Annotated in this window: 22 protein-coding genes and 1 riboswitch; of the genes, 10 read left to right on the top strand and 12 right to left on the bottom strand. The window is 66.6% G+C overall.

Going from position 1 to position 21,363, the window contains the following annotated elements:
• Window positions 1–121: 121 nt before the first annotated feature.
• Window positions 122–1,378 carry an MFS transporter gene (locus tag OTERR_RS08370; RefSeq protein WP_149425456.1) on the top strand — a complete coding sequence of 419 codons (1,257 nt, stop codon included), beginning with the start codon at window positions 122–124 and terminating at the stop codon, window positions 1,376–1,378.
• 175 nt (window positions 1,379–1,553) lie between these two features.
• Here the strand turns inward: OTERR_RS08370 and OTERR_RS08365 are convergent, their stop codons facing one another.
• A complete protein-coding gene (locus tag OTERR_RS08365) occupies window positions 1,554–2,135 on the bottom strand; it encodes an NADPH-dependent FMN reductase (protein WP_054620880.1) in 582 nt (193 codons plus the stop codon).
• 309 nt (window positions 2,136–2,444) lie between these two features.
• Here OTERR_RS08365 and OTERR_RS08360 point away from each other — a divergent pair, with 309 nt between their 5' ends.
• The 4 genes from OTERR_RS08360 (at window position 2,445) to OTERR_RS08345 (ending at window position 4,858) form a co-directional block, all read left to right on the top strand.
• Entirely contained in the window at window positions 2,445–2,816 is a 372-nt protein-coding gene (locus OTERR_RS08360; protein WP_054620881.1) for a hypothetical protein, read from the top strand.
• A 28-nt stretch (window positions 2,817–2,844) separates the two neighbouring features.
• Window positions 2,845–3,414, top strand: coding sequence for a YMGG-like glycine zipper-containing protein (locus OTERR_RS08355; RefSeq protein ID WP_149425455.1), 570 nt, complete (start codon window positions 2,845–2,847; stop codon window positions 3,412–3,414).
• Between the two features lie 37 nt (window positions 3,415–3,451).
• Complete coding sequence (locus tag OTERR_RS08350) at window positions 3,452–3,844, top strand: hypothetical protein (protein ID WP_149425454.1); 393 nt, start codon at window positions 3,452–3,454, stop codon at window positions 3,842–3,844.
• Between the two features lie 138 nt (window positions 3,845–3,982).
• Entirely contained in the window at window positions 3,983–4,858 is an 876-nt protein-coding gene (locus OTERR_RS08345; protein ID WP_149425453.1) for a DUF1684 domain-containing protein, read from the top strand.
• Window positions 4,859–4,949: 91 nt separating this feature from the next.
• On the opposite strand, the gene OTERR_RS08340 is transcribed toward OTERR_RS08345, so the two are convergent.
• From OTERR_RS08340 to OTERR_RS08330, 3 genes are all read right to left on the bottom strand, one after another.
• A complete protein-coding gene (locus OTERR_RS08340; protein WP_149425452.1) occupies window positions 4,950–5,429 on the bottom strand; it encodes an EVE domain-containing protein in 480 nt (159 codons plus the stop codon).
• Window positions 5,426–5,800, bottom strand: coding sequence for a VOC family protein (locus OTERR_RS08335; RefSeq protein WP_149425451.1), 375 nt, complete (start codon window positions 5,798–5,800; stop codon window positions 5,426–5,428). The genes OTERR_RS08340 and OTERR_RS08335 overlap by 4 nt, the downstream gene beginning before the upstream one ends.
• A gap of 105 nt (window positions 5,801–5,905) precedes the next feature.
• Complete coding sequence (locus tag OTERR_RS08330; RefSeq protein WP_149425450.1) at window positions 5,906–6,595, bottom strand: helix-turn-helix transcriptional regulator; 690 nt, start codon at window positions 6,593–6,595, stop codon at window positions 5,906–5,908.
• A 238-nt stretch (window positions 6,596–6,833) separates the two neighbouring features.
• Between OTERR_RS08330 and wrbA the strand changes: the two genes are divergently transcribed.
• Entirely contained in the window at window positions 6,834–7,454 is a 621-nt protein-coding gene (gene wrbA / locus OTERR_RS08325; protein ID WP_149425449.1) for an NAD(P)H:quinone oxidoreductase, read from the top strand.
• Between the two features lie 98 nt (window positions 7,455–7,552).
• On the opposite strand, the gene OTERR_RS08320 is transcribed toward wrbA, so the two are convergent.
• Entirely contained in the window at window positions 7,553–9,256 is a 1,704-nt protein-coding gene (locus OTERR_RS08320; protein ID WP_149425448.1) for an ABC transporter ATP-binding protein/permease, read from the bottom strand.
• Window positions 9,257–9,321: 65 nt separating this feature from the next.
• Window positions 9,322–10,353 (bottom strand): AraC family transcriptional regulator, encoded by a 1,032-nt coding sequence (locus OTERR_RS08315; protein WP_149425447.1) that lies wholly within the window; start codon window positions 10,351–10,353, stop codon window positions 9,322–9,324.
• A gap of 164 nt (window positions 10,354–10,517) precedes the next feature.
• On the opposite strand from OTERR_RS08315, the gene OTERR_RS08310 reads away from it, so the two are divergent.
• From OTERR_RS08310 to OTERR_RS08295, 4 genes are all read left to right on the top strand, one after another.
• The gene (locus tag OTERR_RS08310; protein ID WP_149425446.1) at window positions 10,518–12,185 is read left to right on the top strand and encodes an acyl-CoA synthetase; all 1,668 of its coding nucleotides are present in this window, start codon (window positions 10,518–10,520) and stop codon (window positions 12,183–12,185) included.
• 103 nt (window positions 12,186–12,288) lie between these two features.
• Window positions 12,289–13,056, top strand: a complete 768-nt coding sequence (locus OTERR_RS08305; protein ID WP_149425445.1) for a 3-hydroxyacyl-CoA dehydrogenase — start codon at window positions 12,289–12,291, stop codon at window positions 13,054–13,056.
• Window positions 13,057–13,076: 20 nt separating this feature from the next.
• Complete coding sequence (locus OTERR_RS08300; RefSeq protein ID WP_054620892.1) at window positions 13,077–14,213, top strand: acyl-CoA dehydrogenase; 1,137 nt, start codon at window positions 13,077–13,079, stop codon at window positions 14,211–14,213.
• 34 nt (window positions 14,214–14,247) lie between these two features.
• Entirely contained in the window at window positions 14,248–15,024 is a 777-nt protein-coding gene (locus OTERR_RS08295; protein WP_149425444.1) for an enoyl-CoA hydratase, read from the top strand.
• Between the two features lie 91 nt (window positions 15,025–15,115).
• Here the strand turns inward: OTERR_RS08295 and OTERR_RS08290 are convergent, their stop codons facing one another.
• The 6 genes from OTERR_RS08290 to cobI all read right to left on the bottom strand — a co-directional run bounded on the left by OTERR_RS08290 (window position 15,116) and on the right by cobI (window position 21,361).
• Window positions 15,116–17,227, bottom strand: a complete 2,112-nt coding sequence (locus OTERR_RS08290) for a TonB-dependent receptor (RefSeq protein WP_149425443.1) — start codon at window positions 17,225–17,227, stop codon at window positions 15,116–15,118.
• 129 nt (window positions 17,228–17,356) lie between these two features.
• Window positions 17,357–17,617, bottom strand: a riboswitch (cobalamin riboswitch).
• Between the two features lie 79 nt (window positions 17,618–17,696).
• Window positions 17,697–18,050, bottom strand: a complete 354-nt coding sequence (locus OTERR_RS08285; RefSeq protein ID WP_149425442.1) for a (2Fe-2S) ferredoxin domain-containing protein — start codon at window positions 18,048–18,050, stop codon at window positions 17,697–17,699.
• A complete protein-coding gene (gene cobJ / locus OTERR_RS08280) occupies window positions 18,047–19,054 on the bottom strand; it encodes a precorrin-3B C(17)-methyltransferase (RefSeq protein WP_149425441.1) in 1,008 nt (335 codons plus the stop codon). The genes OTERR_RS08285 and cobJ overlap by 4 nt, the downstream gene beginning before the upstream one ends.
• A gap of 31 nt (window positions 19,055–19,085) precedes the next feature.
• Window positions 19,086–19,493 (bottom strand): cobalamin biosynthesis protein, encoded by a 408-nt coding sequence (locus OTERR_RS08275; RefSeq protein ID WP_149425440.1) that lies wholly within the window; start codon window positions 19,491–19,493, stop codon window positions 19,086–19,088.
• Window positions 19,490–20,266 (bottom strand): cobalamin biosynthesis central domain-containing protein, encoded by a 777-nt coding sequence (locus OTERR_RS08270; protein WP_149425439.1) that lies wholly within the window; start codon window positions 20,264–20,266, stop codon window positions 19,490–19,492. Before OTERR_RS08270 ends, OTERR_RS08275 begins: the two co-directional genes overlap by 4 nt.
• Window positions 20,267–20,575: 309 nt before the next feature.
• Entirely contained in the window at window positions 20,576–21,361 is a 786-nt protein-coding gene (gene cobI / locus OTERR_RS08265) for a precorrin-2 C(20)-methyltransferase (RefSeq protein WP_149425438.1), read from the bottom strand.
• Window positions 21,362–21,363 lie beyond the last annotated feature (2 nt).

Raw genomic sequence — 21,363 nt, 5'->3', positions numbered from 1 at the left:
CGTATTAAAAGTGACTTAATTATATATTGGACTGGGTGTAAGGCCGGGCCTAGGATGGCCTTCCCACTTCGTCCCATCACCGCCCGCCGTGCCTGCCGCAACCGTCCTCCCCGCCGCCTCCATGCCTTCTGACGCTTCCGCCGTTTCCAGCGCCGCCGCACCTGCCGCCGACCACGCCCGGTTGAAAAGCGGCACCCCGGAATTCCGCAAGGTCACCCGGGCCATGTTCGTCGGCGGCTTCTCGGTGTTCGCCATGCTCCACGGTGCCCAGCCGCTGATGCCCATGTTCTCCCAGGAATTCGGCCTGTCGCCGGCTTCCGCCAGCGGCGTGGTGTCGGTGGCCACCGCGGCCCTGGCCTTTGCCCTGATCCCGGCCAGCATCCTGGCCGACCGCCTGGGACGCAAGCCGATCATGGTCGGCGGCCTGGCCCTGGTGGCCCTGTTCACCTTGATCTCTGCCGCCTCCGAGGGCTTTTCCCAGCTGCTCTTCTGGCGCGCCCTGCAGGGGATGGTCCTGGCCGGGGTGCCGGCGGTGGCCATGGCCTACCTGAGCGAGGAGGTGGAGCCCAGCTCCCTGGGCTACGCCATGGGCCTCTACATCGCCGGCAACTCCATGGGGGGCATGAGCGGCCGGCTGGTGGCCTCGGCCCTGGGCGACATGGCGTCGTGGCGCACGGTGATGGTCACCCTGGGGGTGTTTGGCATGTGCGCCTCGGTGATGTTCCTCAAGAGCGTGCCCCGTTCGCGCAATTTCGCCCCGACGCCGGGCCCCTGGCGCGACCTGCTTGGCACCTTGCGCCGCGACGCGGCGGCGCACCTGAGCGATCCCGGCCTGCGCTGGCTGTTCGCCCTGGGCTTTTTGATCATGGGCTGCTTCACCAGCACCTACAACTACCTGGCCTACCACCTGGCCGAGGCCCCGTTCCACCTGCGTCCGGCCCTGGCCGGGGCGGTGTTCATGGTCTATCTGGTGGGGCCGGTGGCCGCCACCTGGACCGGCCGCCTGGCCGACAAGCTGGGGCGCCGTCAGGTGATGTGGATCACCATGCTGCTGATGCTCGTGGGGGTGCTGGTCACGCTGATTTCCCACCTGGCGGCCATCGTCGTCGGGGTGGTATTGCTCACCTTCGGCTTTTTCGCCAGCCACTCCGTGGTGAGCAGCTGGGTGGGGCGCCGCGCCAGCCACGCCCGGGGCCTGGCCTCGGCCCTGTACCTGACCTTCTATTACCTGGGTGCCGGCGTCCTCGGCTGGGCCTCGGGCCTGGCCTGGGGGCTGGACGGCTGGAGCGGCGTGGCCGGCGTGCTGGCCCTGTGCTTGCTCGCCGGAGTGGGCATCGCCCTGCACCTGCGCCGCATCCCGCCGCCGGTTGCGGCATAAGGCGGGCCGGCGCAAAGCGCGCAAGGGATCGCTCTAAACCCTAGCACTGGCGCGGGTTTTGGCGATGCCCCTCTGGAAAGCCAATAACGGCGCGGTGTTCGGCGATGGGTCCCTGAAACACCGCGCCCCGCCTTGGTTTCCGGGTAGCACCTGTTCAATACGCCCGTTGCGCGTCCTAGCCGTCGATGCGCGCCCCGGCGGAGATGCGCCGTACGTAGGTATGGAAGTGCTGGAGCTGCTTGGCGAGAAAATCCCGGGTGAGCGGATCGCTTAGCTGGCCGTTGGCGTCCACCTTGGTGTGGGCCGCGCCCACCATGGCTTCCGGGGTATTCATCACCATGCCGTTGAGGAAGACCAGAATCTGGCGCAGGTGATACTGGGCCCGGGCGCCGCCAAAGACGCCCATGGAGGCGCTCTGGATGAGGATCGGCTTGCCCGCCAGAGGTTGCGGGGAGAGGCGCGATAGCCAGTCGATGGCGTTCTTGAGGCCGCCGGGCACCGAATAGTTGTATTCCGGAGTGACGATCACCAGCCCGTCGGCAGCCCGGATGGCGTCCGCCATGCGCGTCACCGCCTCGGGAAAGCCCGCGGCCTGGAGATCGGCGTCGTAGATCGGCAGCCCCGCCACCGATGGCAGGATCTCCACCGTGACCCCGGCCGGCACCAGTTGGTGCAGGGCCCGGGCGATGGCGGCGTTGTAGGAGCCCTGGCGGACGCTACCCACCAGTACGACCAGCTTCATGGGAATGGCACTCATGGCGTTCTCCTCGGGTGGGGCTGCCTGGTGGAACTATTACTTTCGTCAGAGACCCGCCGATGGCGGGAAGTTCAGGAACGGCCCATCGCCCCCTCCCGCGCTGCCCCGCAGGAAAACTCACGTCCGCGGTAAAAATCCAGCGCCAAGCACAGAAGAGGGCGGGGGGAAATCCCCGCAGTGCCTGGCCTTCAGCCCGGCCAACGAATTGTTACAACCCCATCCACGCCGGACACACTTCTGGCCGTTCCAGGTGCTTAAATGAAAGCAGTGGCGGAGGTTTTCGTATCCGCCCCACCTTGGAGCCGTCCCATGAAATCGCCAAAACTCCTGCTCGCCCTTGCCGTGCTCGGCCTGGCGGCCACCGGCAGCGCCTGGGCAGACCGGGGCCACGTCCACTTCGGGGTGTCGATCGGCGCCTGGGCGCCCGGCCCCTGGTATGGCCCTCCCCGGGTGTATTACCCGCCGGCCTACTATCCGCCCGTCTATCCTTATCCTTATTACCCCCCGGTGGTGGTGACGCCTCCGTCGCCGCCCGTCTATGTCGAACAGGCGCCCACCGCTGCCGTGCCACAAAGCAACGTCTGGTACTTCTGCCCGGAGGCGAAGGCCTACTACCCCTACGTCAAGGAATGCGCCTCGGGCTGGCAGCAGGTGGCACCGCAGCCGCCCGCAGGGCAGTAAGCGGTCGAAATACGGAAGGAGCGCGACCATGGGCTTCACCAACAAACGGGGCACCCTTGCCGGTGCCTTCGCCGCGATAGCCCTGGCGGGATGCGCCTCGGTGCCCACCGGGCCGAGCGTGATGGCCCTGCCGGGCACGGGCAAGAGCTTCGACCAGTTTCGCCTCGACGATCAGGACTGCCGCAACTACGCCCTGGTCCAGACCGGCGGCGTGAGCGCCAATCGGGCCGCCACGGACAGCGGGGTGAAGAGCGCCGCCGTAGGCACGGCGGTAGGCGCGGCCGCCGGGGCGGCTTTCGGCGGACATAGCGGTGCCGGCGTGGGCGCCGGTGCCGGGTTGTTGCTCGGCAGCATGGTGGGGCTGGACGCGGCCGAAGGGTCGGCCCGGGGCACCCAGCGGCAGTACGACTACGCCTACATCCAGTGCATGTACGCCAAGGGCGAGCGGGTTCCCGTCTCGGCCGGCTTCAGCCCCTATTACTCGCCGAGCCGGGGGTACATCCAGAATACCCCGCCGCCGCCATCGGTTCCCCCGCCCAATACCCCACCACCTGCGGGCGCCTATCCGCCGCCACCGCCGGCCGGAGCGCCACGGTAGGGGTAGGGGATCGCGTCTCGCATGAGGGAGAACGGTCATGAAATCCCTGGCATGGCGCACAGCCCTGCTGCTCGCCGTCACCCTGATCCCGCTTTCGACCCTGGCCGACGGCCGGGGCCGCCACCCCGGGGGCGGTCCGCCACCAACCCAATGGCACGGCGGCGCTCCCCTGATCCACCAGCACGGCGGCCCGCCTGGCGGCCCAGGCGGCGTCTGGCGCTACGGACACCGTAACGGGCGCCTCGGCTGGTGGTGGACGATCAACGGCCTGTGGTACTTCTACCCGGGTCTGCCTGCCTATTCCCCGGGCTACTACCCGCCACTCCCCGGCGCGGCCTACTGGTACTACTGTTCGGATCCCCCCGGCTACTACCCCTACGTCAGCGAATGCTGGGATGACTGGCAGGTTCTCCCGGCACCGCCCAGATAGAACCGCCCACGCTGCAACGGCCCGCTCCATGCCAGGACAAAGCCAGTCTGGCAGCCACGGGAGCAGCCGGGGGTTGCCAACCCGGCGCAAGAAAATAGACTGTGCGGCATTCCTCGACTGTCTGGAGCGCCAATCCCCATGTCCGCCACTCCCCCCGCCGCCAGCGCATCCCCCGCCACACCGCTAGCCCGCTGGCAGCACTGGTGTGCCCGGCGCCACGCCGAACTGGCCAGCCCCGACAGCTGGCTGGGCTTGATCGGTCTGACCTGGCTCGAACCCGGCCGTAACCGGGTCGGCAGCGCCGCCGACGGCACCGTAGTGCTGCCTGACGGCCCCGCCCACCTGGGGGATCTGCTGTGGGACGGCAGCGACGGCGAGCATCTGGTCTGGCAAGCGGCCCCGGGTAGCCCGGCGGTGGTGGAGGGAGGAGAAGGGCCAGCGATCGAGGGGGCCGGGATCACCTTGGCGACCGATGCGCGGGGCACACCCTCCACCGTGACCGCGGGGGATTTGCACTTCTTCGTCATCGCCCGAGACGGCCGTCTGGCGGTGCGCCTGCGTGATCGGGCGTGGCAACGGCACCATCCCTTTGCCGGGCTCGACTACTTTGCCTTCGATCCGGCCTGGCAGGTGGACGCGGCCTGGGAACGGCTCGATCCGCCTCAGATCCTGGAGGTGCCCACCGTCACCGGCGAACTGAAGGCCGTCCAGGTGAGCGGCCAGGCCGTGTTCGAGCGGGACGGCCAGCGCAATGCGCTGCTGCCCATGGAAGAGGGGGAGGACGGTTATTTCTTCGTTTTTCGCGACCTGGGCGCCGGGCGCGACACCTACGGAGCCGGCCGCTTTCTGCACGCCGCACCGCCGCGGGAAGGCCGCCTGGTGCTCGATTTCAACCGGGCCTACAACCCCCCCTGCGCCTTCACGCCCTTTGCCACCTGTCCCCTGCCGCCGCCGGAAAACTGGCTGAAGATCGCCATTCCCGCCGGGGAAAAGAAATACGCCGGTCACTACTGAGCATGGCGGGAGGGGAGGGCTGGCCACCGCTCCCCGACCAGGGGCGCCAACCACCAGGGTAGTAGCGGTGACATAGCCGCCGGTTCGCCACCTAACCTTCTTCCCACAAGCGTCCCTGCGGAGGCGGGGACGTCGCGATGCCCTCAGAGGCGCACGCTACGGCCATCGCTGCGGCAATGATGTCCATGTCGTGCTCGCTGACCGGGAACAGCCCGAAACGGAAGGGATAGCCCCAGTTCCGCACCCCCGCGGTGAACTCCAGCCTGCCGAGCAGGGGGTGGATGGACGCCTCCCGGGCCTCCAGCCAGGACACGTCGCGGCGAAAGGGGTGAAACCCGTCGCCCATGTCCACCTGGTAGGGAAGGCCGCATTGCACGGTGCCGATGGCGGTAAACGCCTGACACGGCGCCTTGTCGCCAAAGACGAGGGTCGGCGAGTAGTAGGCGACCCGATCCCCCGGGTGGAGGCGTCGCAGGGGAGCGGCCTTGCCGTGGCAGACCTGCATGAATCCCTCACGGCGGCCGCGCTGTACATGCTCGGCCGAGGCCACGGCAATCCAGCTGCGCTTCATGCGGCGGCCGGGGCGTACACCCGCAGGCGATGGCCATCCGGATCGAGGGCGACGAAGGTGTGGCCGAAGTCCATCTCGACCGGGGCCTGGGCGATGGTCAGCCCGCGCCGGGACCAATCTCCGTGCATCGCTGCAACGGCGTGCGGGTCGGCGACGGCGAAGGCCAGCTCCCCGCCGCCGCCGGTGTACCAGCGGGCGGCAGGAACCACGGCATGGCGTGCCCAGAGGCCCAGCTTGAGGCCCGAATCCAGAACGAACAGGGCGAAGGTGGGGGAGTTTTCGACGGGGGGCTTGCCGAGCAACTCGGCATAGAAGGCGGCACTGGCCGCCGGGCTGTCCACGTACAGCAGGACAAAGTTGGAATCGGGCATGGCAAGGTTCCTGGAGGATTGATGACGGGCCGCCAGGCGCAGGAGTCCCGGGGCTGAACAGCATCCTAGCCAGGCCTCCTGCCAGATTTTGTCAGCAGCGCTTTGCTATGCGGCCGCGATGCCCTGTTCGCTGCGCCACGTCTTGAGCAGTGCTTGGCGCCGCTGCGGGTAGCGCTGCTCGGTGACGTGCAGGGAAACGATCCGATCGACACGGAAATGCCGGAAGCCCTGGCGCAGTTCGCACCAGGCCACAACGACCCGGACCCGGTCGAAAAAGGCCAGGGCGAAGGGCCAGATCGTGCGCGACGAAGGGGCGTCACGGAGGTCCCGGTAGGCAATCTCGACCTTGCGTTCGGTACGGATCGACTGGCGGATGGTGGCCAAATCGATTTTTTCTTCCGGGCCTGGTGTGCCGGGACCGACCAGCAGGGCGGAGGCTTCGAGGGATGCGCGCAAATCGGCGGGCAGCACCGCGGCGATTTTGGCAATGGCGTTGCCTGCGGCGGCCCCGAGCCGGTCGTCGCCACGATCGGCCACCCAGCGGCTCCCCAGCACCAGGGCCTCGATCTCCTCCTCCGAGAACATCAGGGGCGGCAACATGAATCCCGGGCGCAGGACGTAGCCCAGGCCGGGTTCGCCCTCGATGCTCGCTCCCTGGGCCTGCAAGGTGGCAATGTCCCGGTAGAGGGTACGCAGACTGATGCCGAGCTCGCCGGCCAAGACCGCCCCGGTGACGGGAAAACGGTGGCGGCGCAGGGTCTGGATCAAGTCCAGCAGGCGTTGGGCGCGAGACATGGCGGGCAGGTTTGCTGGAAAACGCGCATTGCACCATACCCCGACCCATTCCTGACATATTTTGACAGTAGCCTAGGGAAAGTCCGCGGGCCCGGCCCGAACGCGGAACGACGGGCAGGTAAGCGGGTCAACCGCTTGTTGCGCTCCACCGCCCGGGGCGTCGAAAGGGCACTCACCGGGCGTTTTCGCAGTATCCGCAGCATCTGATCGACGTGTTCAACCAGACAGGGGCAATGTGATGGCAACGAAAATCCAAGTGGTGTTCTACAGCATGTACGGCCATATCCACCAGATGGCCGAGGCCGTGGCGGCCGGTGCCCGTGAGGTGGCGGGGGCCGAGGTGAGCCTGTGGCGGGTGCCCGAACTGGTGCCGGAAGCGGCCCTGGAAAAGAGCGGCGCCAAGGCTGCCCAGGCAGGCTTTGCCAACATTCCGGTAATCACCCCGGACAAGCTGGCGGAAGCCGACGCCATCATCTTCGGCACCCCGACCCGCTTCGGCAACATGTGCGCCCAGATGCGCAACTTCCTCGACCAGACGGGCGGCCTGTGGATGAAGGGCGAGCTGATCGGCAAGGTGGGCAGCGTGTTCACCAGCACCGCCACTCAGCATGGTGGTCAGGAATCCACCATCCTCAGCTTCCACACCACCTTGCTGCACCACGGCATGGTCATCGTCGGCGTTCCTTATTCGGAAGCACGGCAGATGAGCATGGCCGAAATCACCGGCGGCAGCCCTTACGGCAGCTCCACTATCGCTGCCGGCGACGGTTCCCGTCAGCCGAGCGGAAACGAACTGGCCATCGCCCGCTTCCAGGGGCGCCACGTGGCCCAGATCGCCGCCAAGCTCGCCCACGGCTAAGCTCCACCGGAAACCCCGGCTTCCGCGGTGCTAGCGGGAGCCCTCCCGGCCAGGTCAGTCGCCGTAACCCTGACGGCCGTGAGGCGTACGGCAGCCGGTCAGAGTTTAAAGCGATAGCGGTCAGCGGGGATGGTGCGCCAGGTGCTGCCATCGTCCAATTCCAGCACCCGCTTGTGGTACTTGAGCAGGGTAGGGCGATGGCCGACGCTAACCAGCGTCGTGTCGGTGCTGGCCAGTAGCCGGTACAGGCTTTCCTCATTGGCCGGGTCCAGGGCGCTGGTGGCTTCGTCGAGCATGACGTAGCGGGGGCGGGTGAGCAGGACCCGGGCAAAGGCGAGGCGCTGCTGTTCGCCGACGGAGAGAACCTTTTCCCAATCCCGCTCCGCCTCCAGGCCGCCGAAACGGGCCGCCAGGTTGGGCAATCTGACCTGCTCCAGCACGGCCAGCAGCTGTTCATCGGGAATCGGCCGGTCCCGGTTGGGATAGAGCAACTGGCTGCGCAGGGTGCCGAGCAGCATGTAGGGCTGTTGTGGCAGGAACAGGATTTCCTCGGGTGGAGGACGGACGATCCGGCCGCTGCCCGCGTACCACAGCCCGGCGATGGCGCGCAGCAGGGAGCTTTTGCCACTGCCGCTCTCACCGACGATCATCAGCCCTTCGCCGGGAGGAATGGTGAGGGTGAGATTCTCGATCAGGGTGCGCTCGCCATTGGGCGTCTTCAGGGTGACGCTTTCCAGGGCCAGATTGGTATCTTCCACCGACTCGATGACCCCGGCAGGGTGGGCGCTGCCGCCGGGCTTGCCGGCCATCACCGTGGCAAAGGTGTTGAGGCGATCGACCCCGGCAGCGAAGCGGCTCAAGCTCTCGAAGTTGTCCACGATCACCGAGATGGCGCCGAGCACTGCGGCAAAGGCGCCGCCAGCCTGAATCACGCTGCCCACCTCCAGTTCTCCCGACAACACCCGGGCGGAAATGATGACGCTCGGCAGGACGATGGTCATCAGGGCATAGGCGTACTGAAACAGGTTGAGGAAGAACTGGCTCTGGATCAGGGCGTTGAAGTTCTTGAACGCAGCGCTGAAGCGCCGCTTCACCTGCAGCAGTTCCTGGGTTTCGCCGCGGTAGAAGGCGATCGACTCGGCATTCTCGCGAATGCGCACCAGGCTAAAACGGAAGTCCGCCTCGCGCCGGAGCTGGTGGAAGTTCAGGCCGATCAGCACCTTGCCGAACAGGAGCAGCGTGATCAGGGTGCCGGCAACGGCGTAGCACACCAGGAAATAGACGAGCTCCCGGGAGATCGACCACAGCACGTTGCTGAAAGCGACCAGCTGCAGCAACGCGCCGATCAGAACGAGCAAGAAATAGAGGGAACGTTGGGTAAAGGTGTTGATGTCCTCGGCGATGCGCTGGTCCGGGTTGTCGACTTCGGTGCTGGCGTTGAGCTCGTAGAAATGCCGCTGGCTGAAGTAGGTCCCCAGAAAGCGGTTGGTTAGCCAGCGCCGCCAGTAGATGCCCAGTTTGTCCCGTACGAAGTAGTAGCAGGCATAGATCGGTACGGCGACGACCAGCAACCCCAGGCAGATCTTGATCGAACCCCAGAAACGGTCAGCATCGTGGGCCGCCAGGGCCGAGGTGAATTCTCCGGTCTGTTCGTTCAGCAGCACAGCGAAGCGCGTCTGCCCGAGCAGCAGGAGCACCAGCAGGGCAAGCAACCCCCAGGCTGTCCATTTCTCGTCCTCACGCCAGTACGGAGTCGCCAGGTTCCAGAAACGACGCAACAGGTGACGATCCATGGTCTTCATGAGGGTCTATTGTGCGTCAATTGCCGCGCTGGCACAGCCGGCAAGCCGCCGGGAAGCATTGGGCCTCAATACTTCACCAAGGCATCGTTGCTGAGCAGTTTCCTGCGATATTCGCCAGGAGGGATGCCGGTCCACTTCTTGAACGCGCGGTGGAAGGCGCTGGCTTCGGCAAACCCCAACTCCATGGCCACATCGAGCACGCTGCGTGAGGAGCCGCCGAGCAGTTCCAGCGCCAGATCGCGGCGCAGTTCGTCCTTGATTGACTGATAGGACTGGCCTTCGTCCTCCAGGTGGCGGCGCAGGGTCGAGGGGGCCATGTTGAGGTGGCGCGCCATGCGCTCCAGGTCTGGCCACTCGGCGGGGGCGCTCTGGCGCAGCCGGGCGCGCAGCCGGACCGTAAGGCTGCGCGGATTGCGGTACTTGACCAGGACGTTGGCCGGGGCCTCGCGCAGGAATTCCTTGAGAGTCCGCTCGTTCTGCACCACCGGCAGGGTCAGGTAGCGGGCATCGAAGGCAATCACCGTGGCCGGTGCGCCAGTGCTCAGGTTGGGGCCGAAGAACACCCGATATTCGTCCTCGGTGCCGGGAGGGAGGGCATCACGAAAGACCACCGACTGGTAGGGGATGCGCCGGCCCACCAGCCAGCAGGCCAGGCCGAAGAGGAGCAGCAGGAAGGTGGCATGGGCGAAGAAGCGCTGCGGGCCGCGCACCTGGTGCAAGGTCAATATGGCCTGGCCATCGCTGACCGCCAGGGTTCCCCCCAGATCGTCCAGCACCAGGCTGAAGAAACGCAGGGCCCGGGTCAGGGCACGGCCCAGGTTGGGGGCATCCAGGGTGGCATGGCTGAGCAGGGTGAAGCAGCCGGGCTTCATGCCGTGGGAGTCCATGGCGAAGAATTCGTCGTTGAGCTCCCGGGTCAGGGCATGCCACAGGGTGGCGTACTGGACGGCGGAAACCCGGGCCTGGGGGACGTCGAGCAGACGCGGGGGAATTTCCGCCTCGGCAAGCAGTCTTTCCACATCCACGCCCCGTTGCCTGGCGACGTGCAGGGCTTCGGCGACGAAGCTGACGGCGATGGTTCCTTTTTCTGAAGACATGGAGGTTGGCGTGACAGTGGAATAAGACGAGACGGTATGGCAAAAACGCTCATCTATTTTGACCGATTTTGGCATGGAGGAGGGCCGGCGCCCTTTCTAGACTGCGCTCTTCCCGAGCGTTCACGACGCCCGGCCGTTTTGTCCGAAGGAGGGAGAGAGACACCATGACCATCCAGAACTACAGCGACGCCGTCGCCAATTTCCGCCTCGAAGACGTGGCCGCCCTGTTCGACGGCGACCTGGAGAAGGGGATCAACGCCTGTTATGAATGCTGCGACCGCCACGTCGCGCCGGGCAAGGTCGCCCTGCAATGGGAAGGCAAGGACGGTGATTCGGCCACCTACACGTTCGCCCAGCTCAAGGAGCTGTCCGCCAAGTTCGCCAACTATCTGGTGAGCCGGGGCGTGAAGCCGGGCGACCGGGTGGCCGGGCTGATGCCCCGGGTGCCGGAGCTGCTGGTGGTCATCCTCGGCACCTGGCGTGCCGGGGCGGTCTATCAACCCCTGTTCACCGCCTTCGGCCCCAAGGCCATCGAATACCGCCTCGACCGTAGCGAGGCCAAGCTGGTGGTGACCGACAGCGTCAACCGCAGCAAGCTCGACGACGTGAACGACTGCCCCCCGGTGCTCACCGTGGTGCGCAGCAACGCCACCCTGACGGCCGGCGATGCCGACTTCTGGGCCGAGGTGGACAAGCAGTCCACCGAGTTCGATCCCGTCATGCTGCGCGGCGACGACCTGTGCATGATGCTGTTCACCTCCGGCACCACCGGCCTCGCCAAGGGCGTACCCGTGCCGATCAAGGCCCTGATGGGCCTGGGCCAGTACATGCGTCAGGCGGTGGACCTGCGCGACGACGACATCTACTGGAACATCGCCGATCCGGGCTGGGCCTACGGTCTGTACTTCGGGGTCACCGGCCCGCTCCTGCAAGGCCACGCCACCACCTTCTACGACGGTCCGTTCACGGTGGAATCCACCTACCGGATGATCGAGAAGTACAAGATCACCAACCTGGCCGGTGCCCCCACCGCCTACCGCCTGCTGATCGCCGCCGGCGAACAGGCGGCCCTGCCGGTGAAGGGCAAGCTGCGGGTGGTGAGCAGCGCCGGTGAACCCCTCAACCCGGAAGTGATCCGCTGGTTCGAGGAACACCTGGCCTGCCCGATCTATGACCACTACGGCCAGACCGAGATCGCCATGGTGGTGTGCAACCACCATGCCCTGAAGCACCACGTCCAGCCCGGTTCCGCCGGCTTCGCCCTGCCCGGCTACCGGGTGGCGGTGGTGGCTGAGGAGGGCGGTGAGGCGGTCGAGCTCCCCCCGGGCAAGCCGGGCATCCTGGCCATCGACCGCTCCCAGTCGCCCCTGTTCTGGTTCCCGGGCTACTGGCAGCAGGACACCAAGGCGTTCGTCGGTCCCTACTACCTGACCGGCGACACCGTGGAACTGAACGACGACGGCAGCATCAGCTTCGTCGGCCGCAGCGACGACATCATCACCTCGTCGGGCTACCGCATCGGGCCCTTCGATGTGGAAAGCTGCCTGATCGAGCATGAGGCGGTGATGGAAACCGCCGTGGTGGGCAAGCCCGACCCGGAGCGTACCGAGCTGGTCAAGGCCTTCGTCATCCTGCGCGACGGCTACAAGGCCAGCCCGGAACTGGCCGAGGAGCTGCAGATGTACGTCAAGCACCGCCTGGCCGCTCACGCCTACCCGCGGGAGATCGAGTTTGTCGCCGAGCTGCCCAAGACCCCCAGCGGCAAGATCCAGCGCTTCCTGCTGCGCAAGCAGGAGGCCGAAAAGGTCAATCCCCCGGCCCAGCACGGCTGATCCTGTTTAAGGTTTCGTCATATCATGGCGCCCGGTTCTATCCGGGCGCCGTCGCCTTGAAGTAGTTTGAATTCTTGAATCCCCAGCAGAAAAGGACAACTCCATGCAACTCGAAAACAGCGTCTTCATCGTTACCGGCGGTGCTTCCGGCCTGGGTGCCGCCACCGCCCGCATGGTGGTGCAAGCCGGCGGCCGCGCCGTGCTCGCCGACATGAACGCCGAGGCCGGCCAGGCTCTCGCCGCCGAGCTGGGCGTCAACGTCCGCTTCGTGCAGACCGACGTGGCCGACGAGGCCAGCGCCAAGGGCGCCGTGGATGCCGCCGTGGCCGCCTTCGGCAAGGTCGACGGCCTGGTCAACTGTGCCGGCGTCGCGCCCGCCGAAAAAGTGCTGGGCAAGGAAGGCCCCCACCGCCTGGCCAGCTTCGCCAAGGTCATCAACATCAACCTGGTGGGTAGCTTCAACATGATCCGCCTGGCCGCCGAAGCCATGGCCAAGAACGAGCCCAACGCCCAGGGCGAGCGCGGCGTCATCGTCAGCACCGCCTCGGTAGCCGCGTTCGACGGTCAGATCGGCCAGGCTGCCTACGCTGCCTCCAAGGGCGGCATCGTCGCCCTGACCCTGCCGATCGCCCGGGAACTGGCCCGTTCCGGCATCCGCGTCATGACCATCGCCCCGGGCATCATGGAAACCCCGATGCTGCTCGGCATGCCTGCCGAAGTGCAGGACGCCCTGGGCAAGATGGTTCCCTTCCCCTCGCGCCTGGGCAAGCCGGCGGAGTACGCCGCCCTGGTCAAGCACATCGCCGAAAACAGCTACCTGAACGGCGAAGTGATCCGTCTCGACGGCTCCATCCGCATGGCAGCAAAGTAATTTATAACAAGGATTTAGACATGATTCTTAATCAAGAACATCAGATGATCCGGGACACCATGCGCGCCTTCGCCCAGGAGCGCCTGGCCCCCTTTGCCGCCGAGTGGGACAAGAACCACACCTTCCCCGCCCAGGCCCTCAAGGAACTGGGCGAACTGGGGGCCATGGGCATGGTGGTGCCCGAGGAATGGGACGGCGCCGGGATGGACTACATGAGCCTGGTGCTGACCCTGGAAGAGATCGCCGCTGGCGACGGTGCCACCTCCACCATCGTCTCGGTGCAGAACTCCCTGGCCTGCGGCATCACCCAGAAGTACGGTACCGATGCCCAGAAGGAAGAATGGCTCAAGCCCCTGGCCCGGGGCGAAAAGCTCGGCTGTTTCTGCCTGACCGAGCCCCATACCGGTTCCGACGCGGCCGCCATCACCACCCGGGCCGACCGGGACGGCGACCACTTCGTGCTCAACGGCGTGAAGCAGTTCATCACCACCGGCAAGCACGCCCACATGGCCATCGTCTTCGCCGTCACCGATAAGGCTGCGGGCAAGAAGGGCATCTCCTGCTTCCTGGTGCCCACCAACACCCCGGGCTTCATCGTCGGCCGCACTGAAGAAAAGATGGGCCAGCACGCCTCCGACACCGTGCAGATCATCTTCGAGAACTGCCGCATTCCCGCCTCCGCGCTGCTGGGCAAGGAAGGGGAGGGCTACAAGATCGCCCTGTCCAACCTGGAAGCCGGCCGCATCGGCATCGCCGCCCAGTCCATCGGCATGGCCCGGGCCGCCTTTGAAGCCGCCGTGCGCTACGCCAAGGAGCGGGTCACCTTTGGCGTTCCCATCATCGAGCACCAGGCGGTGAACTTCCGCCTGGCCGACATGGCCACCCTGCTCGATGCCGCCCGCCTGATGGTGTGGCGCGCCGCCCAACTCAAGGACGCCGGCCAGCCGTGCCTGAAAGAAGCCTCCATGGCCAAGATGTTCGCTTCGGAGGCAGCCGAGAAGATCGCCTCCGATGCCATCCAGATCCACGGCGGGGTTGGCTATACTGCCGACTTCCCGGTGGAACGCATCTACCGGGACGTGCGCATCTGCCAGATATACGAGGGTGCCAACGACATCCAGCGCCTGGTCATCGGCCGTTCCATCGCGAGCGAATAACGCCGACCGGCAACCACAACAGGATCAACGAGACATGAGCTACGAAAACATTCTGGTCGAGACCCGCGGCAAGGTGGGCCTCATCACCCTGAACCGGCCGAAGCAGCTGAACGCCCTCAACGACGCCCTGATGGACGAAGTGGGTGCGGCCCTGGCCGTGTTCGAAGCCGACGAAGGCATCGGTGCCGTGGTCATCACCGGCTCCGAGAAGGCCTTCGCCGCCGGTGCCGATATCGGCATGATGGCCAAGTTCAGCTACATGGACGCCTACAAGGGCGACTACATCACCCGAAACTGGGAAAAGGTGAAGACCTGCCGCAAGCCGATCATCGCCGCGGTGGCCGGCTTCGCCCTGGGCGGCGGCTGCGAACTGGCGATGACTTGCGACATCATCATCGCCGCCGAAACCGCCAAGTTCGGCCAGCCCGAAGTCAAGCTGGGCATCCTGCCCGGCGCCGGCGGCACCCAGCGCCTGCCCCGCGCCGTGTCCAAGGCCAAGGCCATGGACCTGTGCCTGACCGCCCGCATGATGGGTGCCGAGGAAGCCGAGCGCGCCGGCCTGGTGTCCCGCGTGGTGCCCGCCGACAAGCTGCTCGACGAGGCCCTGACCGCGGCCGCCCAGATCGCCGAGTACTCCCTGCCGGTGGTGATGATGATCAAGGAAAGCGTCAACCGCGCCTTCGAATCCGGCCTGGCCGAAGGCCTGCTGTTCGAGCGCCGCGCCTTCCACAGCTGCTTCGCCCTGGACGACCAGAAGGAAGGCATGGCCGCCTTCGTCGAAAAGCGTCCGGCCAGCTTCAAGAACCGCTGAGCACGTTCTTGCTTCAGGCAACGAAAACCCCCGGTCCAGACCGGGGGTTTTCGTTTGGTGGCGCGTACGCGCCACCGCTAGGTTGCAGGGCTCAGAAGCTGATGCGCATCCCCAACCGTACCGTGCGCGGCTCCAGGGGGTGAAGCAGACGGCCGTCGATACCGTTGCCCCCGCCGCAGGCCCCGGCGTTCAGTTCGTTGCGCGTGCAGGCCCCGCCCCAGTACTCGATGTCGTTGGCCTTACGACCGAACAGGTTGAGCACGTCCAGGGAGAACTGGAGTTGGCGGTCCAGGCGGTAACCCAGTTTCAGGTTGGCCATCCAGAACGGGGTGGATTTCTCCTGGCCCGTTTCCTCTAGGGCATAGGCCCCCAGGTAGCGCAGGCGCAAACCGCCGAACCAGCGTCCGCCTTCGTCGTAGCTCACGGCCAGGGACGCGGTGCGGGGAATGGCGTTGGGCACCCGGTCGCCGCCGTTCACCGGCGTTTTGAAGCGGGCCCGGGACAGGGCCAGGTCGGCGTCGAGATGGAAGCCCTTGCCCAGGGCCACGTCGTTGGACCATTCCAGACCGTGGCGGCGCGAGGCCCCCTTGGGCTCGGTGACACCTTCGTCGCCGATGAAGACCAGTTCCGAATCCAATTCCATCTGCCACAGGGTCAGGCTCGATTGCCAGCCGGGGAGGAGGCTGGTGCGCACCCCGGCCTCACTACCCCGGGTGCGCACCATCAGGGGCACCGCTTCCACCGGCATGCCGTCCTTGGGGTTAGTGCGAGCCGTGGCCCCCCGGGCGTCGTTGCTGTGGAAACCCCGCCCCCAGTTGGCGTAGAACTCGGTGTTGCCAAAGGGCCCCAGCACCAGACCTAGCTTGGGGCTGGTCTGGCTGCCGCTGGCGGTGCCACCATTGTCCATGTTGAAGGCTCCACCCAGGGGCGTCACCTCGGCCTGGATCCGGTCGTAGCGTATCCCCAGGGAGGTGCGCAGCCAGGGCAGCCAGGGGGTTTTCAGCGCACTGTAGAGCGCCGTGGCAGTCTGGCGGATGCGATCTTCCCGAACTGTATTAGTGCGCTGGCGCAGCACTGTGTCGTAGAGGCCGACGCTGCCGATGTCGTCGCGGCGCAGCTGGCCCCCCAGGATCAGTTCGGAATCGAACAGCCGGGGGCCGAGAAACCAGCTGCGGCTGGCCTGGCCGCCCCACACGGTGCGCCGGTCAGCCTGCTCGTGCTGGTCGCCCTGGGGGCCGTTGATGAAGCCGGAGGGGCTGCTGAACAGGTTGAGGCCGTAATCGATGACATAGACGCTGGCCTTGGTGGCCGTCTCGGCGCCGAACTGGCTACCGGTAGTGGCCCAGTCGCCGGACAGGCTGTAGCGATGGGTACGCCCGCCGTCCCGTGGCGACAGGGCGCCGTAGCGGCCGATCTCGCCGCTGGCGATGGCCCGTTCCGGCACGTGCTCGGTGGCGGTCCAGCGCGCCTCGTAGGCCAGGGCGGACAGTGAGAATCCGTTGTTGGCGGTGCCGGACGACAGGCGCAGCACGGCGTTGGTGCGGCCCAGGTGTTCCGGCTGCTCCCAGGGGCCGTTGTTGCTCGACGCCTCCACGGCACCGAGGAAGGTCAGGCCGCCCAGGGGGGTACTGGCGGCGCCCAGGGCGCGCCGGTAGCCGTTCTGACCGGCGCCCAGGTCGACGAAGGAGACGGGCAGGGCACGCTGGTAGTCGATCCGCGCCGAGCCGGTGGCGGAAAAATCGCCGTCCTCCACCGCATAAACGCCCTTACGGTACTGGATGCCGCTGACCAGTTCGGGAATCAGGAAATTCAGGTCCATGTAGCCCTGGCCATGGGCGTGGCTGACCATGTTCACTGGCATGCCCAGCACCGTGGTGGTGAAGTCGCTGCCGTGGTCCAGGTTGAAGCCGCGCAGGAAATACTGGTTGGCCTTGCCGTCCCCCGAGTGCTGGGTGACGATCAGCCCGGGCACGGTTTCCAGCACCTCGGCGGGGCGCAACAGGGGCCGGTTGGCCAGTTGGGTGGTAGTGACGGTGCCTTCGCTGGCACTGTCGGCGATACCGATCTGGGCCTGCTTGCTGGCCTGGACGGTGACTTCGCCCAGGGTTTCGACGGCCAGAGCCGGTAAGGGCAGGGCGGCCAACAGCCATGACCATCGGGTGATCCGGAGGCGAGCGCCGCCGGCGGTGTGATGCGGTTTCATGAAATACTCCCGTTTGGCGATCCGGCCGATTTCGGGAGCGCAGCAGTAGGCCGGCAGGCCGGTCCCCTGACTATCGCGCTCCGTCAGCATCCCCGCAGCCGGTCGCATGATGAGACGCCCATCCCTGGGCGCTCAGACTGTCAGCAGGCCGGTCTCCGGGCTTGCGAGTCTTGAGCGGTCGCCTTCCCATGGCGCGGGTCTGGCCGGCATGAAACACCGTCTGACCTGCAGACCACAGTGGCTGCAACCTCCGGGGAGGAGGACGCACGACAGCTCCACACTCGCTTACCGTTGCGGGGGCAGCCAAGGCATTGCGGCGGTGGAGGCCGCCGCGCACCCTGTTCCCGTTTCACCCACGTTGCCGCGGGCACCTGCTGGTTCGTGTGGTGCCCGAATCGCTACTGCAAAGAAGTGGCGGCCTTCGGGCGGGGCCGCCGTTCCCTTTTCTTCGTTTTTCGCTTTATCCCACCTAGATCGGTTCGGCGCAGTCCCCCGGCCCCTGGTGGAACACCAGATCGGCCACCGGCTTACCACCGCACAAGTGCTCGGCGACGATGCGGTCCATGTTTTCCGGGGTGACGTTGTAGTACCAGGTGCCGTCGGGCTGCACGCACAGCACCGGGCCGCCCTTGCAGGCGGCGAAACAACTGGCCCGGCTGCGCTTGACCCGCAACTCGCCCTCGGTGAGGCCAGCCGCCTTGAGCTTGTCGCCCAGGGAATCGAAGAGGGCCTGGCCCTCGCCGTTCGCGGTGCAGCGGGGGCCGGTGCACACCAGCAGGTGGCGGCGGTAGGCCCCGATCTTGGGTTTGACCACCTCACTCATGCCTCGGCCTCGGCGCTTTCGGCGATGTCCTCTTCCGGGCCGGCGGCCAGGGCGGCGGCAATGTAGTCCTCCGGCAGGCGGTATTCCACGGCCAGTTCGGCGGCGCTCTTGCCGCTCTCGCGGATGGCTTCCAGCCAGCCGTTGAGGCCGGTGGACAGGGAGCGGCCGGCCTGTTCGCCGCCCTTGGTGGAACGTTCACCCTCGGCCACGTCGTACTTGTTGGCATAACCCCGGGGGGTGACCATCAGGCCACCCTGGATGAAGGTGTTGGAGTTGCCGATGAGCACGGTGGACAGCATGCCGATGTCGGCCTCGGCCATCTTCTCCAGGGTCGTGAATTCCAGGCGCTGCTTGGGGCGGAAGGCGCTCTTGACGATGGCCACCGGGGTGTTGGGATCGCGGTGGCGCAGGAAAATGCGCTGGGCTTCCTGGATCTGCCGGGTGCGGCGGCCACTCTTGGGGTTGTACAGGGCCACCACGAAGTCCGAGTAGGCCACCGCGTCCAGGCGGCGGGCGATGGTGGGCCAGGGGGTGAGCAGGTCGGAGAGGGAGATGGCGCAGAAGTCGTGGGTCAGGGGCGCGCCCACCAGAGCGGCGCAGGTGTTGAGGGCCGAAGCACCCGGCACGATTTCCACCTCGATGTCGGAATCGGGGGTCCAGCCGGCCTGGAACAGCACCTCGAAAGTGGGGCCGGCCATGCCGTACACGCCGGCGTCGCCGGAGGAGATCAGCGCCACCTTCTTGCCCTGCTTGGCCCGGTCCAGGGCTTCGATGGCCCGGTCCAGTTCCTCGGTCATGGACTTCTTGATGACTTCCTTGCCGTCGATCAGGTCGGCCACCAGGCGCACGTAGGTGACGTAGCCGATGATGGTGTCGGCTTCGGCGATGGCGGCCCGGGCGCGGCCGGTCATGTGTTCCACGGCGCCGGGGCCCAGGCCCACCAGCATGATCTTGCCGGTCTTGGCCGGGGCGTTGGTTTGGGCGTAGGTTTGAATGTCGCTCATGAAGTCGTTCCTCAAAAAATTCAGTAACAGATCAGGGCAGCAGGGCGATGGAGACGGTGGCGTTGCGCCCGTCCGGCCCCCGCAGTTTGTGTTTTTCAATCAGCAGCTGGCGCATGTCGGTGCCGGCGGCCAGCAGGGCGGCAGCCTCCGAGACGGAGGGTGTCCCGGTGTACTTGCGTACCGTTTCCGACGGATTGGGCACGGGCACGGTGGCCAGCACTTCCGGCGGGTAGAAGGTGAGGGCCAGGCCGAAATGCTCGGCAAAACCCAGCAGGCCCACCTCGTCCGCCTTCAGGGTGATGCTGGCACCGGCCGCCACCTGTTCCGGGGCGAGGCCGGCGGCGGCCAGGGCTTCCTGCACGGCTTGTGCAATGGTCGCCTCCGGCGTGCCCCGGTCGCAGCCCAGGCCCAGCGCCACTCTGCGGCTGCCCAGGCTCAAGCACCTTGCTCCACGGGCGGCCGGTAGGTGACCAGTCGGCCTGCCAGGCGGGGCGCCAGTTCTGGCGGCAGGGGGCGGTGGCTGATCCACAGCACGGCGGCGACGCTGTCCAGGTCCACCTCTTCCAGGCGGCTGAACTGCTTGATGTTGGCGGGCACCGGGCCGCTGCGGCCGTTGGCGTGGCGCGGCCACCAGTCCGGGCTGCCGGCTTCCTGCACCAGGGCCACCGGCTCGTCGTTCACCACGGCGGCGCTGGCTTTCACCACCTCGTCGTGGGTGGCCTCGAAGATCCAGCCCAGTTCCCGGCCCAAGAGGTCCACGCCCAGGGTCTGGCGGGAATCGGAGGCGGTGGTGAGCACCGGGGTGGCGCCCAGGGCTTGGGCCAAGCTACCGGCCAGGGCGTTGGCGCCGCCCAGGTGGCCGGAGAGCATGGGGATGGCGAAGCGTCCGGCCTCGTCGATCACCACTACCCCCGGGTCCTGTTCCTTGTCCTTGAGGTGGGGGGCGATGAGGCGCACCAGGGCGCCCAGGGAGACGATGGCGACGATGCCGTCGAAGTTGGCGAAGAGGGCAGGAATCTGGTCGCCGGTCTTGCCGGTGTAGGTGGCTGCTGCGCCAGGAGCGGCAGCTTCCGCCTCGGCCCGGAATTTCTCCGGGGCGAACAGGCGGGCGCCAGGCAGGGCCGCCACCACCTTGCCCGCCAGGGCAATGCCGTGGCGGGTGATGGAGACGACGGCGATTCTCTCGTTGGGGAAGGGGAGGGCAATAGTCATTTTTAAGTTAGTTATGAGGGCAACACACGTACGACGCCGGCAATGGGAATAAGGCTTTTTTGGGGGTACCACGCGAAACTCCGCGCCAATCCTCGATCTCCATAGGTATGCCTCGGAAAGCCACAACTGGCGCTGATCTTCAGAGCATCACTCTGGAATCCCGCGCCAGTCGCGGACTTTCACGGGATGGGCTGACTACTTTCAACGTGGACTCGGTGCTGATGTCGCTGCCAGAAGCGTTTCGCGGGGGCCGCCCTCCTGGTTCTCTGCGTTGCGGCGGCGGGGATTCACCGGGCGTCGAATAAGGGGTCAGGCCGTTACGGCGGCCTCGGCCTTGCGCTTGCGGCAGCCCCGGCGCAGTTCGCCGCGCTGGCGCTTGGGGTTCTGCACCAGCATCAGGGAGAGGTAGTTCACCTTCTCGCCCTTGAGGGAGGCCACGTCGCGCACGATGCGCTCGTCGGGGGAGCCGACCTTCTCGATGAAGCAGCTGGTGGTGAGCAGCTCGCGCCGTTCCAGCAGTTCCAGCACCTCATCCACCAGGGGCTTCACCTTGAGCAGCACCAGGGTGTCGAATTCGTCCAGCAGGTGGTCGATGACATCCACGCCGTAGGCGGCGGGGATCACCGCCAGGGTTTCGTCTTCCTCGGCCAGGGTGGTGCCGGTGGTGGCGGCTGCGGCAGCAAAGGAAGAGACGCCGGGGATGGTTTCCACTTCCACTTCAGGCACCAGCTCCCGTACCACCCGGGCCAGGTGGCCGAAGGTGGCGAAGGTGGAGGCGTCGCCTTCCACCAGGAACACCAGGTCCCGGCCTTCGGCCAGCAGTTCCACGGTGCGGGCGGCAGCCCGGGCCCAGGCCTTGGCCAGAATTTCCGCGTCCCGGGTCATGGGGAACACCAGCTCCACCGCGTCAGCGGGCACGTTGAGGCCACCCCGGGTGACGATGGAGAGGGCGTAGGAGCTTTCTTCGGCCTTCTTCACCGGATAGAGCCAGCGGGCGTCGCCGTTGAGCACGGCCCAGGCGCGGCGGGTGATCAGTTCGGGGTCGCCGGGACCCAGGGAGGCGCCGATGAGGCGGCCGTATTTTTTCTCAGTCATCG

Source organism: Oryzomicrobium terrae, assembly GCF_008274805.1.
GTDB lineage: Bacteria > Pseudomonadota > Gammaproteobacteria > Burkholderiales > Rhodocyclaceae > Oryzomicrobium > Oryzomicrobium terrae.
Note: the sequence above shows the minus strand (reverse complement) of the source record. Positions and strands in the feature narration are given on the sequence as shown.